Annotated in this window: 12 protein-coding genes; 4 read left to right on the forward strand and 8 right to left on the reverse strand. The window is 62.0% G+C overall.

Annotated elements, in window-relative coordinates; genetic code table 11:
* Window positions 1-18 precede the first annotated feature (18 nt).
* Complete coding sequence (locus tag PP1Y_RS20465) at window positions 19-495, reverse strand: hypothetical protein (protein WP_007014922.1); 477 nt, start codon at window positions 493-495, stop codon at window positions 19-21.
* Window positions 496-904: 409 nt separating this feature from the next.
* A complete protein-coding gene (locus PP1Y_RS24770) occupies window positions 905-2,035 on the reverse strand; it encodes a helix-turn-helix domain-containing protein (protein ID WP_148275029.1) in 1,131 nt (376 codons plus the stop codon).
* 437 nt (window positions 2,036-2,472) lie between these two features.
* Between PP1Y_RS24770 and PP1Y_RS20475 the strand changes: the two genes are divergently transcribed.
* On the forward strand, window positions 2,473-3,462 hold the full coding sequence (locus tag PP1Y_RS20475; protein ID WP_013833911.1) for a rhodanese-related sulfurtransferase: 990 nt from the start codon (window positions 2,473-2,475) through the stop codon (window positions 3,460-3,462).
* Window positions 3,446-4,099: a glutathione S-transferase gene (locus PP1Y_RS20480; RefSeq protein WP_013833912.1), complete on the forward strand. Its 654-nt coding sequence runs from the start codon at window positions 3,446-3,448 to the stop codon at window positions 4,097-4,099. Before PP1Y_RS20475 ends, PP1Y_RS20480 begins: the two co-directional genes overlap by 17 nt.
* 179 nt (window positions 4,100-4,278) lie before the next feature.
* Here PP1Y_RS20480 and PP1Y_RS20485 read toward each other — a convergent pair whose 3' ends face one another.
* The 5 genes from PP1Y_RS20485 to PP1Y_RS26200 all read right to left on the reverse strand — a co-directional run bounded on the left by PP1Y_RS20485 (window position 4,279) and on the right by PP1Y_RS26200 (window position 9,565).
* On the reverse strand, window positions 4,279-4,761 hold the full coding sequence (locus tag PP1Y_RS20485; protein WP_232512480.1) for a response regulator: 483 nt from the start codon (window positions 4,759-4,761) through the stop codon (window positions 4,279-4,281).
* Between the two features lie 134 nt (window positions 4,762-4,895).
* A complete protein-coding gene (locus tag PP1Y_RS20490; RefSeq protein WP_232512482.1) occupies window positions 4,896-5,546 on the reverse strand; it encodes a response regulator transcription factor in 651 nt (216 codons plus the stop codon).
* The gene (locus tag PP1Y_RS20495; protein WP_013833915.1) at window positions 5,543-7,060 is read right to left on the reverse strand and encodes a response regulator; all 1,518 of its coding nucleotides are present in this window, start codon (window positions 7,058-7,060) and stop codon (window positions 5,543-5,545) included. The genes PP1Y_RS20490 and PP1Y_RS20495 overlap by 4 nt, the downstream gene beginning before the upstream one ends.
* Window positions 7,057-7,482 carry a response regulator gene (locus PP1Y_RS20500; RefSeq protein ID WP_013833916.1) on the reverse strand — a complete coding sequence of 142 codons (426 nt, stop codon included), beginning with the start codon at window positions 7,480-7,482 and terminating at the stop codon, window positions 7,057-7,059. The genes PP1Y_RS20495 and PP1Y_RS20500 overlap by 4 nt, the downstream gene beginning before the upstream one ends.
* Before the next feature lie 226 nt (window positions 7,483-7,708).
* Entirely contained in the window at window positions 7,709-9,565 is a 1,857-nt protein-coding gene (locus tag PP1Y_RS26200; protein WP_051010085.1) for an ATP-binding protein, read from the reverse strand.
* A 203-nt stretch (window positions 9,566-9,768) separates the two neighbouring features.
* On the opposite strand from PP1Y_RS26200, the gene PP1Y_RS24780 reads away from it, so the two are divergent.
* Window positions 9,769-10,968: a diguanylate cyclase gene (locus tag PP1Y_RS24780; protein WP_158511867.1), complete on the forward strand. Its 1,200-nt coding sequence runs from the start codon at window positions 9,769-9,771 to the stop codon at window positions 10,966-10,968.
* Window positions 10,969-10,986: 18 nt separating this feature from the next.
* Here PP1Y_RS24780 and recG read toward each other — a convergent pair whose 3' ends face one another.
* Window positions 10,987-13,044 (reverse strand): ATP-dependent DNA helicase RecG, encoded by a 2,058-nt coding sequence (gene recG / locus PP1Y_RS20515; RefSeq protein ID WP_013833919.1) that lies wholly within the window; start codon window positions 13,042-13,044, stop codon window positions 10,987-10,989.
* A 105-nt stretch (window positions 13,045-13,149) separates the two neighbouring features.
* Here recG and PP1Y_RS20520 point away from each other — a divergent pair, with 105 nt between their 5' ends.
* Window positions 13,150-13,572, forward strand: a complete 423-nt coding sequence (locus PP1Y_RS20520; RefSeq protein WP_007014911.1) for a host attachment protein — start codon at window positions 13,150-13,152, stop codon at window positions 13,570-13,572.
* The last annotated feature ends 12 nt before the right edge of the window (window positions 13,573-13,584 follow it).

The raw sequence follows: 13,584 nt of genomic DNA on the forward strand, positions 1-13,584 counted from the left end.
CTATACTTTCAGGAGAAATTAGAACCGGCGTTGTTCGCCGGAATTATGCTCTTCACAAGTGCCACGGAAATCCTCGATCCCGTCGACACTGATGTGGCCGGTCTGGCGGTTGATCTTGACCTTCGGTTTGTTCAGGCCGTTGAGACGATACTTTGCGTGAATTTCCGAGTAGCCGACCTGCAAGTCATGCAGTTCCCACCAGCCGTCCTGTCCGCCCGAATGGATCGGCGGGATCAACTTCTTGGGCAGCCAGATGTGGCCCTCGTCGCCGTGTATGTCTATCTGGACGATGCTGTCGAATTGCCGGCGCGACATGACGGTCGCGTAATCGGTATCAAATTCGTGATGACGCCGGCTCCAGTGGAAGATCGGAACGGTCTGGACGTTCGGCTTCTCTCCCTCACCGTAACAGACCAGGTGCAGGTCCATCCCGCCGTAGTATCCGTCATCACGGTCGCGATCCTGTGCAACGGTGCCCGTAGCAGAAAGTATCACGGCCGCAGGCAATATCGTCCAATAAGCGACTTTACGGATACACTTGTGCATGCACGCCCCCTATCCGATTGCTCTTCACAGGATAATATTCGATCGACTGCACCCAAACATGGCGCAGTGCGGATACTCCGCTTTGCACGCACCCCATTTGTGGAAAAGTGCGTTCCTACATGCAAGTATTGATAGCTCTCCCAACATTGGGTGGGAATTTGAGGTGTTGGTGTCTCGCAGACCGAAGCCTGATCCAACACCTCCCGGTGTCTATGCGTCGAGAAGACAATTCAGCATAAAGCCATAGAATTCAGGTTGATCATTAAGGTGTGAATCGGCTCCCGGCGCAATGCACATCTGGTGACAAACCATATACAGATCAGGACATTGAGGTGGGACCTTTGCTTCATACCAGCTGTCAATGCCGATTGAGCGCGTCCCGGTACGCCCCGGGGGACTGACCATGCCACTGTTGGAATGCGCGGCCGAAACTCGACGAGTTCGAAAAACCGGACATGCTGGCGACATCCGCCAGCGTAAGTGAGGCATCGGCCATCAAGCCATCGACGAACTGCCAGCGTTCCTGATCTACAAGTTCCTGGAATTTTATTCCGGTAGCCGACAGCCTTCTAGCGAGAGTGCGGACCGTTACTCCTTCACGCACCGCAATTTCTTTCAGGCGCAAGACCTTTCCCTGAGACGCGAGGCTGGTTGCAACCTGTCCGCGAAGGCGGGCTGCCAATTCTCGATAACCCTTGATTTCGTCCGCCTTTTTCAAGCGCAGCAAGGCAGTATACCACAAGGAAGCGTCGTAATCCGAATTGGACGTTTCACGCCATTCCGAAGGGAAGCTTATTCGATTGTGGTCTGCCCCCATCTCGACCTCCACCCCTTTCTCCCTGAACAGGCCTTCGATCGATTGGTCATGCGGAAGAGAAAGGGTCAAGCCGACCGGCTGCAGGTCAGCCAGCAAGAACCACTCAATGGTCCGCATCACGAGGATGAGCCTGATGGCTGCCACGAAATCCAGCATCGGACCGAGGGGCAATTTCTGCACGACATTAACCTCAGCCCGCCGAACCGTCGAAGCGAATTGAAGCGAGACGTTCATGTTTGTGGCCTCGATCAATGAGGTCAGATGAATCAACGCTTGTTCAAGGGTGGGTGCATTCCTGATGATGATCGAAGCCGTCGGTCCGGTTATCAGTCGATTTGTCTGCAGAGTTTTCCTTATCAACTCAGGGCCATGCCCACGTTCAAGGAAGTTGGCGGTAATCGTGATGTCGTCAGCCATCGAAATTCGCTGTGGCAGTTTGCCGCAACCCGGTATCGAAGTGCCCTCACGCAGCCAGTCCGGCCACCCCAGCCATTGTGAAAACGGACCGATCACCCCAAGCGGCACACTGAATCTCGCATCATTGCCCAGGTCGGCAATGGCTGCCCGTGCGCTTTTGCGGTAATCGTATTTGCGAGGGGGCGCGTCGGCTAAAGAAGAAACGGAGTGCTCCTCCGTCGTCTTTCTCAAGGGTTGGCGGACCGGGCCGTGCACAAATTCTCACCACTGAATTGAGAGAAGTGACAAAGCAGGTATCGGCATACAACTCAAAGAGGGCAAGCGTCTTTTTGTGTTAGCGTAGCGAACTTACCTCAAACTGGAATCCGACCGTAGCGCGCTTTCCTTGTATCATGTCACAGGAAGTATCGATCTGTTGTGCCGCGGCGCCGCGGAGCATTTGCCAAACGATCGGCAACTTCAAGGGTGATTCAAAGGCCACTTGGATGACTGAAACTGGGGCGCGCAAATGAAGCGCTGCCCCCCCCTGCCCGTGACGTCCCCTATTCCGGTCTACGCACACAAACGAAGCTGCCGGATCGTCCGCAGGCTCGCCCGGTCGCAAGCAAAATTGTCGCCGGGCGGTCGTTGATGCGGTGGCGATCTCGCGCTGGGCTGCTGACGCGGCCGCCGTATGGCGCTATGGGCCTGCCATGGACACACACTGCCGTGACATCGACGCGCCGCTGCGCGTAGCTGCGCTTTATCGCTTCGCTCGCTTCGAGGACTTCGCCAGCCTGCGCGAGCCGCTCGACCGGCTGTGCCGGAAGCAGGGTATTCGCGGCACCCTGCTGCTGGCAGCCGAGGGTATCAACGGTACCATTGCGGGAACGCCGGAAGGCATCGACACAGTGCTGGCGCATATTCGAGCCCTTCCTGACTGCGCGGATCTCGATGTGAAGCTCTCTAGCGCGTCGGTCATGCCCTTCCATCGCATGAAAGTGCGCCTCAAGCGCGAAATCGTGACGATGGGCCAGCCGGACATCGACCCGCGCGCGAGCGTTGGCACTTATGTCGAGGCGCAGGACTGGAACGCGCTGATTTCCGATCCCCAGACCATCGTGATCGATACCCGCAACGACTACGAAGTGGCCGTCGGCACATTCGAAGGCGCAATCGATCCCAGAACGCCCAGCTTCCGCGATTTTCCCGAGTGGTTCAGGCAGGAACGCGAACGCCTGCTGGGCAGCGGCAAGCCGCCCAGGGTCGCAATGTTCTGCACCGGCGGTATTCGCTGCGAAAAGTCGACGGCGTTCCTCAAGCAGGAGGGCATCGAGGACGTCTACCACCTCAAGGGCGGCATCCTGAAATACCTCGAGACAGTGCCCGAAGAGCAAAGCCTCTGGCGCGGCGAGTGCTTCGTATTCGACCAGCGGGTGACCATCGGCCATGGGCTGGTCGAAGGCTCCTATTCGCTGTGCCACGCCTGCCGCCGTCCGGTCAGTGCGGAAGGTGCCACCTCACCGCTGTACGAAGAGGGAGTGAGCTGTCCGGCCTGCCATGGCGAGCGCACAGAAGAGCAGCGCGAATCCTATCGCGAACGACAGCGCCAGGAATCGCTGGCCGCCGCCCGGGGCGAGGCTCATGTCGGCGCCCGGTTCGAACAGGTACAGGCCGAACAGCACAATGACCGCGGCGCCTGATCCGATCCTCTACAGCTTTCGCCGGTGTCCTTATGCGATGCGCGCAAGGCTGGCACTGATGGTGAGTGGCACCGCCTGCGAACTGCGAGAGGTGAAGCTGTCGGCCAAGCCCGAGGCGATGCTGGCCGCCTCGCCGAAGGGAACAGTGCCAGTGCTCGTCACTGCCGAAGGCGAAGTCATCGACGAGAGCATCGACATCATGCGTCGTTCATTGCAGCGCAACGATCCCGAAGGCTGGCTGGATCGCGAAGACCCGGGCCTGATCGCCCGCAACGACGGGCCGTTCAAGCATGATCTCGACCGCTACAAGTATCCCGAGCGCCATGGCTCCGATGCCCATGCTCACCGCGAAACCGGCCTTGCGGTGCTGCGCGATCTCGACGCACGCCTTGCAAGGCAAGGCCAGATCTGCGGAGCGCAACGTGGACTGACCGACATGGCGATCATGCCGTTCGTGCGCCAGTTTGCCGCCGTAGACAGGGCCTGGTTCGACAGCCAGCGGCTGCCACACCTCAAGTCATGGCTGGAGGGGCATCTCGAGAGCGCTCTGTTCAAGGCGATCATGCTGCGACCGAAACCCTGGTCGCCGGGCGATCCGATCGTCCGCTTTGCAGCTCCGGAAGGAGCCACGCCATAAAAACGTGGCCTCCCGGCAATGCCGAGAGGCCACACAGGCGCTAAACTTGTTCTTTTGCCCGCATTGTGCGGTTGGTGCGACCCGAAAGGCCTTTGCTTGCGAAAACCATTTCGGTTTGAGCGGGGCCGGACACCCCCCAGCGCCAGACCCCGCTCAGATGTGCCCCCGATGCTTGCGCCTCAGGGAATACGCTCGAAGTGGCCGGCAAGGATGCCAGGCACGGCTTCGAAATCACGCGACTTGTGAAGGTACTGATCGGCCCCCGCAGCCAGGCAGCGCTGCCTGACCGAAGCATCCGGCTGATTTGTCAGCACGATGATGAAACACGTGCTGCTGACCTTGCGGATCGCCTGAACCACTTCCAACCCCGAAAGAAGCGGCATGGCAAAGTCCAGGATGACCGCGTCCGGTCGCTTGGCCTCAAAGCTCCTCTTTGCCTCCAACCCATCGAAAACCGGACCGACGACCTCGAACTGCCCCGTTTCCCCCACGAGATCCGCCAGCCGGACAGCGACGCTGCGTGCATCGTCCGCAATAAGCACGCAGCGTCGCTTCCCCATGCGGGCCACCCCAATGCCGGCCCGCGCCACTGCCTTGCCAACGCCCCCCTGGCTTTTGACAAGGCCTCCACACTGCCCCCCGTAAATTGCCTCGGTGACCATGGGCTCAGAATAGGGATTTGCGCGAAGGGGTCTTGTCGGAACGTTCGGCAGCCGGTGTCAGAAATTTGCCTACACGGGCATCAGCAGATTCAGGGCGGACAGGAAGCGATCCGCCTACTCGGCCCATGCCCGTGCTAATTCACGAGGTCGTGCTGCATGGCGTAGCGCGCCATTTCAACTGCATTGACCAGACCGGTCTTCTGCCGGATCCGTGCAATATAGGTGGCGACCGTCTTGTCGCTGATCGCAAGATCCGCCGCGACTTCCTTCACGGCCCGGCCCAATGCCAGGCGCTTGAGGATTTCCAGTTCACGGTCTGAGAGTTTCTCGTGCGGAAGCGGCTCACTGTCTTCGCGAATGCTACGGGCGATGGCGGCAGCGACGTCGGCGTGCAGATAGGTGCCGCCCTGTGCAACCATCTCGATCGCCCGAACAAGTTCGTCGGGCGGCAGGTGCTTGTTTATCAGGCCGTTGGCGCCGGCCTTGATCGAACGCACCGCAAAGGATGCCTCGCCCTCGGCAGTGATCACAAGGATGGGCACCCCTGCGTTGACGTCCCGGATGCGCCCGAGGACTTCAAGGATATCCATGCCACCGGGCATCATCATGTCGAGCAGGATGAGCCCCCAGTCGCCATGGGAGACATTTTCGACGACGGCCTGCGAATCCCCGGCTTCGGCCACTTCCACCTCGCCGAAGATCTCGCGCACCATAGACAGCAGGCCGCGCCGGGTAATGGCGTGATCGTCCGCAACGAGAATCCTGCCGATCGCCATGTCCGTCATCTGGGCACCCTTGCGCTGACCTGCGCCCCGGTCGGAACATTCGGGGCGATACGGATGGAGCCGCCGAACAACTCAACCCTCTCGCGCATGCCCAGCAGGCCGAGCGAAGTTTCTTCCTTCGGAATTTCGGCAAAGCCCTTGCCGTCGTCGGTGACCGTCAATCGCCATTCGTCTTCGGTCGTCGTGAATTCGATGCGAACGTGGCTCGCCTGGGCGTGCCGGATGATATTGGTCAGCATTTCCTGCAGTACCCGAAAGAATGCCGTAGCGATTTCAGATCGTGGCAAATCGCTCTCGTCGATCCGGCACTCAGCCGTCAGGCCGGTGCGCAATTCGAAACGGCGCGCCTCGTCCTCCACCGCGGCGGCAAGACCCAGGACATCGAGCGCGCTGGGTCGCAATTGGGCGGCAATGCGCCGGACCGTCTCGATCGTTGCATCGATCAGTTCGCTGGCATCGTTAAGCTTGGGGACGAGAATGTCCGCCAGCGGCGTGCCCGCGTCGAGTTTGCGGTTCATCCACCAGACGTCCATTTTCAGAGCCGTGAGCAATTGCCCGAGTTCGTCGTGTACCTCGCGGGCGATGCGCTTCTGTTCTTCTTCGCGCACGGTGTTCAGGCGCGCCGTCAGCTGCCGCATCTGCCGGTCGCGGATCTTGAGCATTTCGAACTGGGCGCGCATCTGCGCCTCCTGCCTGCGCTTCTCGGTGACGTCCCGGCAGATTGCTCCGAATTGTTGGATGGCCCCTTCAGCATCCGGCAAGCCGAAGGCGACCATCGACAGCGTCATCTGCCGCCCGTCCCGCGCCAGCAGGGCAATCTCGTGCTCGCCCACGCTACCGCCCTGCAATGCAACGGCCAGAATACCGCGTTGCTCGACAGCATTTTCGACATCGACGGCGCGCAGCAGGTCGTGTGCCCGCGTACCGATGGCCTCGCTCGATGAGTAGCCGAAGATCCGTTCTGCAGCGGGGTTCCAACTCGTGATCGTCCCATCCGGGCCGCCGCTGAACACCGCATCGTCAGACGCTTCGACGATGCCCGCGAGGAGCGCGTGCAGCTGCTCTGCCCGCAGGCGTTCCGAAGCTTCGCGCGTTCGGGCCGCGGCATAGCGGATGGCCCGGGCCAGGGCGGTGCCCTTGAGGTCGGACTTGGGGATATAGTCCTGCGCGCCGGCTTCCAGGCACTGCAGTGCAAGGCGTTCCTCATCCAGTCCGGTCAGCACCACAATAGGCGCATCGCTGGCGACACCGCGGATGGCGTGAACGCATTCGACCCCGTTTCCGTCAGGCAGGCCAAGATCGAGCAGGACGGCATTGACCGCCCCGTCACGCAGGACTTCCGTCGCCCTGGCTATCGAAGTGGCGTGAATCAGCTGCGATCGCTGGTCGGAGAGGATTTCCTCGATGTAATCGGCATCGCCGGGATTATCTTCGACCAGCAGGATCGGGCCGAGGTCCTCGACATGGTGGCCGCCGAGGCCACTATCCCGATCGCCTGGCGCCAAGCCCGTCACGGCAACTGGGCGACCGACAACCAGAAGTTTTCGATCTCCTTCACCCTGGACTGGAATTCCTGCAGCCCCACCGGCTTGGTCACATAGCAATTCGCCCCAAGGCCGTAGCTTTTCTCCACGTCGGGCCGGGCATCGGATGAAGACAGGACCACGACCGGGATGCGTTTCAACCGGTCGTCCCGCTGCATTTCCCTTAACACACCGTGGCCATTGAGGCGCGGCAGGTTCATGTCGAGCAGGATGAGGTCGGGCTGCGCGGCATCCTGATAGGGTTCGCGCGCATAGAGATAGTCGCAAGCCTCAACCCCGTCCTTCACAATCACGGGATCGCAGGCAAGCGGCCCCGGTTGCAACGTTTCGGTGATCAGGAAGGCATCGGCTTCGTTATCTTCAACGATAAGTAATCGCACCTGACTGCCCATGCCCTGACCACTCCATCCCGAGATCTGTGCCTGAACCGTTCCGCATCGACAGGCTCAAGCGGCACGATATGTCTTGCCAGCCGGAAATCAAGCTAAAGCAATCGGATAGGTACAATCAAGTAAATGAGAGCCCCCCTACCCCATGGTAACAAGGATTTAACCATGCGGCTCCGCCGGTAAAGGCCGCTCACCCAAAGGATAGGCCCGCATTTCGCAATCGTTTGCCCTATTGATCGGCGGGAAGCGTGAAGAAAAACGTGGTGCCCGCGCCCGGTTCCGATTCGACCCAGATCGATCCGCCGTGCCGCTCGACAATTCGTTTGGAGATGGCGAGCCCGATTCCGCTTCCTTCGAAAGCCGACCGCTCATGCAGGCGCTGGAACATCTGGAAAATGCGTTCGGCGAAACGCATCTCCATGCCGATGCCGTTGTCGCTAACGGCGAAACGCACTTGCCTGCCCTCAACCTCGGCATGAACGCGCACCCTTGGCGGTTCCTCGCCGCGAAACTTGAGCGCGTTCCCCACCAGGTTCTGGAACAGCTGGGTAAGCTGCACTTCGTCGCCCAGCACGCGGGGCAATTCGTCGCGTTCGATCGCGCCGCCGCATTCCTCGAGCCGACGCTGGAGGGTATGCACGACGCGGTCGACCACGGCATTGGTTTCCACCCGAACCGGCGGCCTGCCTTGCGATCCCACGCGCGAATAGGCCAGCAGGTCGGAAACCAGCTGCTGCATCCGGCGCGCGCCGTCAGAGGCATAGTGGATGAACTTGTCCGCCCGCTCGTCGAGCTGGCCGGTGTAACGCTGGCTCAGGAGTTCGACGTAGTTCGCAACCATGCGCAGCGGTTCCTGCAGGTCGTGTGACGCAACGTAGGCAAACTGCTCCAGCTCGGCATTGCTGCGCTCAAGCTCGAGGTCCTTGAGCTTGCGCGCGCTGATGTCGCGAATGATCGAGGATGCCCCTATCACCGTGCCCGATGCCAGCAGGATCGGCGAGACGGTGATCGATACGTCGAGCATGCTGCCATCCTTGCGCCGGCGCACGGTCTCGAAATGGTCGACATGCTCCTTGCGATGGATTTTGGCGAGGATCTGGGCTTCCTCATCGGCCCTTTCGTCAGGAATCAGCATCTGCATCGGGCGACCGATCGCCTCGCGTGCAGTAAAGCCGAAGAGACGCTCGCCGCCCCTGTTCCAGCTGGTGATGATACCGTCCAGATTCTTGCCGATGATGGCGTCGTCCGAGGATTCGACAATGGCAACGAGTCGCGCCTCGGTCCGGTTGATGCGGCCGAGCTGCGCGCTGGTGACGACCACCATGGCGCCAAGGGTTATGATCATGATGACGGCAACGGCGGCAAACCCGAACGAGGTTCCGACAAGCCCGGCACCGACCAGCCAGTTTGCGAGGCCGCCGATGGCGAAAGGCGCAATCACCGCGACCGGCATCATCAGCTGGAACGCGCTGCGGGCCTGCGGTCCCATGACGATATGCCGCAGCCAGCCCCTCTTCGGGTCGAGCATCAGGATCGCGAGGGCGAGCAGCGTCACCACCAGCGCGGTGGGAAACGCCATCGCCGAGAAGCCGAGGACCTGGGTCAGTGCGGCGACGTCATAAGCATAGCCGATAATGGCGCTGCCCGAGATCGTCAGGGCGCCGACCGCAAGACTGGCGCCGAGATAATGGCGATGCGAACCGATGGCGTAGACGGCGCCGGACAGGAACAGGAAGCTCACGGCCGTCGCCGGAGAATAGCGCCCCATGGTCGGCCCCATGAGATACCCGGCATCTTTCAGATCGAGCGCATATTGCCCCATGGCCACCAGCGAAATAGCCGCGACGAGCCCGCAGCCGATCGTCCGGGCGAACCGCCGTCCCGCCCGGTTATCCTGCTCTTGCGCAATGACGGCGATCACCAGGAGGATTGCGCAGGCTGCGGTCGCAAGCGAGGTCTGCGCCGCCCCTACTCCGAAACTGGTCAACGCCGGCAAGCGGAAGATCCAGCCGGCCAGAGCTACGCCCGAATACAGGGCGACCACTCCGGCCATGCCTCGGCGCGTCAGAGCGAGCATGGCGTCCATGACCTGACCAGCACCAGCGTCCTCCCGAATTTCAACGTCGTGACAATGTCTTGCGAGTGGCGCTTCAGGTCAATCTCTCTTTGGGGACACAGCGATCCGGCCGCGCTCCCTTGCCCGCCGCCACTGCATTCGCCGCGGCGTGAATTTACCTGAAAGTAACTATCTCCCAATAGGTCCACATCACGCGCCGCAGAATGGAAACCGTGACAAAACTCCAGAGATTTCTGAATAAGGTCAACGACCTGTACTCGCGCGTCGGGCTTTTCATCGCCTCGACGGTGCTGCTCGGATCTCTCCTTGTCGGCTCGAGCTTCATCGCCTGGCGGGCCAATGTCCAACAGCAGGAACTGGCGCGGCTGAACTCCGAAACTATTGCCCTCCTGCGCGATGCCCACCGAATCCGGCTGGTCGCGCTCGAAGCCTTGCGCGGGGAACGAGGCTACCTGCTGACGGGCGACCCGCGCTATCTCGAGCCCATGCTTGAGAGCGAACGCGAGCTTCCCGGCCTCATGACCGCGCTGCGCAGCCACGTCGACGGCAACCAGGAGAACAACCGGGAGCTCCAGCGACTGGGAAACGAGGTGCAGAGCTATTTCATGGACCTTCGCACCGTGATTGTCTTCGACAAGGCCGGATTGAAGAAGGAAATGCTCGATGTCGTGCGCACCGGACACGCCCGTCGTTCGATCAACCGGATCAATGCCGACGTCCAGCGCATCGTCTCGCGCGAACGCGTGCGGCTCGGCTCGGTCAATGCCAAGACCCGCTCGGTCAACAACATCCTGCTGATGTACCTTCTGGTCATGACCACTGCCGGAATGTGCCTGCTGTTCACGACGTCGCTGACTGTCGTGGCGCTGCGCCGCTCCATCGCGCGCGAGCGCGCCTTCCAGCAGGAACTGCGCTATATCGCCCAGACCGACGAACTTACCGGCATTGCCAACCGGCGTGAATTCCTCGCCGCTCTTGACAGGTCGATCGCCCAGGCGCGCCGCAACCGGTCTGATTTCTCGCTCGCCATCTTCGACATCGACCATTTCAAGAGCATCAACGACAGCTACGGTCATGCTGCCGGTGACGACGTGATCCGGCGCGTGGCGAAGCTGGCTGTAGGCACCGTGCGCGCCTGCGACCTTGTCGGACGGATCGGCGGGGAGGAATTCGGCGTGCTTCTTCCCAATGCCGATGCACCGGACGCCGGGGCCGTCTGCGAAAGGCTGCGCGCAGCAATTCACATAGAGGCCATGGAACTGGGCGGCGACATCACGGTGCCGGTCACGATCAGTTCCGGCGTTGCGCAGCTCGATCCCATCGAGAATGCCAACAAGCTGATGGAGCGGGCCGACCGCGCGCTCTACGAAGCCAAGCACGGCGGACGCGACCAGGTTCGCCTCGCCGCCTGATTTTCACCCGCCCGCGACTTATCCGCCCCGCAGCAGCTGCACGCCCCAATCGCGTTCGAACAGGTAGAGCAGGAGGCGCGCCGCTTCCCCGCGCGGGCCCGAGAGGCCGCCGTCGCGCTCGATCAGCAGCCGCGCATCGTCGTGCGCCAGCGGCAGCAGCTTCTGGATCTGCTCCAGCGTCGCGAGGCGGAACGGCGTATCGCCGGACTGGCGCGTACCGAGCAATTCACCGCCGCCGCGCAATTCGAGGTCTTCCTCGGCCAGACGGAAACCGTCCTGCGTCTCGCGCATAAGTGCCAGACGCTGGCGAGCGGTTTCACTGAGCTGCTGTCCGCGTAGCAGCAGGCAGGTCGACTTCTCGCTGCCGCGCCCGACACGGCCGCGAAGCTGGTGCAACTGCGCCAGGCCGAACCGCTCGGCCTGCTCGATCACCATCAGCGTGGCATTGGGCACATCGACGCCGACTTCGATGACCGTCGTCGCCACCAGAACTTTCGCATCGCCGCCGGAAAAGCGTTCCATCGCGGCGTCCTTGGCCTCGGGCTTGAGCTGGCCGTGGACGAGGACGACGTCTTCGCCGAACCTTTCCTTGAGCGTGGCATAGCGCGCCTCGGCTGCGGCGAGATCGTCGCTCTCGCTTTCGCGCACCATCGGGCAGACCCAGTAGGCCTGCTGCCCCGTCTCCAGATGCCGGGCGATGGCACCGACGACATCCTCCATCCGCTCGACCGAGACGACGCGGGTATCGATAGCCTGGCGACCGGGCGGCAGTTCGTCGAGGCGCGAGACCTCCATCTCGCCGTATTGCGCAAGCGTGAGCGTGCGCGGGATCGGCGTGGCGGTCATCGCCAGGGTATGCGGCGTACGCCGTCCCTTGCGCGCCAGCATCAGGCGCTGCCCGACGCCGAAACGGTGCTGCTCGTCGATCACCACAAGCGCGAGGTTCTTGTAGGAGACGGTATCCTGGAAGATTGCATGGGTGCCCACGACAATGTCGATGGAACCGTCGATCAGCCCCATGAGGATCGATTCGCGCGCCTTGCCCTTGTCGCGCCCCGTCAGCAGGGCAATTTCGACCCCGGTGCCCTGGGCCATGCGGGAAAGAGTCTCGTGGTGCTGACGGGCGAGAATTTCGGTGGGCGCCAGCAGCGCCGCCTGCGCCCCGGCTTCGACTGCAATCAGCATCGACGACAGGGCGACCACTGTCTTGCCCGAACCGACGTCGCCCTGCAGCAGGCGCAGCATCGGCGACTTCTGCGCAACATCGCCCTCGATCTCGGCGATCGAGCGTTTCTGCGCCCCGGTCAGCTCGAAAGGCAGCCGCAGCTTCGCGCGCAGCGAGCCGTCTCCTGCCAGCGGCGTGCCGGACTGGGCACGATTGCTCTCCCGCACCAGCATCAAAGCCAGGGCATTGGCAAGCAGTTCGTCATAAGCCAGCCGGTCTCGCGCCGGGCCATTTACGCCCTTGTGCGCCTCCAGCAGCGCCTCGCGCCACACTGGCCACTTCATCTTCGCGAGCAGGCCCGGCTCGATCCATTCGGGCATTTCCGGCAGGACCTTGAGTGCCTGCTGCACAAGCCCGGACACGCGCCCCTGCGTCAGCCCTTCGGACAGGGGATAGACCGCCTCGCAAAGCTGGCCGTGCAGCGCCGAACCGCTTTCCGCGACATGTTCCGGATGCACGATCTGCAGCATCTGACCGTACTGGTCGAGGCGCCCCGCAATCCAGCGTGTTTCACCCACCGGCAGCAGCTTGCGGGCGGTGTAGGACGCGCGGCCGAAATAGGTGAGCGTGCAGACATTGCCCGCCACGTCCTCGGCGATCACCCGGAACGGCCCCCTGCCGGCGGGCGCCCTGTGCTCGCGGACGGTCAGGGCCACGATGATGTTTTCGCCCACCCCGGCATCGTCGAGATTCTCGACCGCGCGGCGCTCGACGAACCGGTCCGGCAAGTGGTATGCAAGGTCTCTGAGCCGCGTGAGTCCAAGCTTTTCAAGCGGACGACGCAGTTTCGGACCGACACCGTCGAGCGCATCGACTTCGACGAACAGGGAATTGAGCGCTTCAGGCCTCATGAGCAGCCTCTTAGCGCGATACTGAAGCGTTTCACCAGACGCCAGGGAACAGGGATGGGGACAGCGTTGTTGGCCTTACAGGCATGACCGGAAAAGGAGAATCGCATGCTCTTGCCCAACGGAACCGTGTTCGCAGTCGTCGACGGCGAGAAGTTCGAGCTTTATCGCAACTCCGGGATCGAAGCCGAGCCACGGCTCACGGCGTTGACGGTTCCCGAACTCGAGCCCACGAATTTCAGCGCAGGCGCGCGTGAACACGATGCCGGATCGCGCCACAAGGCCCGTACCGGCGACCCCAGCAACGACTCACTGGATGAGCGCGCCCACGTCGCAGCGGTGACCGACTGGCTCAACCGCAAGGTGCTGGAACGCGAGATCGAACAGCTGATCGTGGTTGCCGATCCCCGCTCGCTGGGTGAAATGCGTCGTCACTATCACAAGGAACTCAAGCAGGTGCTGGTCGGCGAAGTGGCCAAGACGATGACCGGTCGCCCGGCCGCGGAGATCGTGCGCGCCCTGCACGATTGAGCGCGCGCTCCT

It is taken from the genome of Novosphingobium sp. PP1Y, from assembly GCF_000253255.1.
Lineage (GTDB): Bacteria > Pseudomonadota > Alphaproteobacteria > Sphingomonadales > Sphingomonadaceae > Novosphingobium.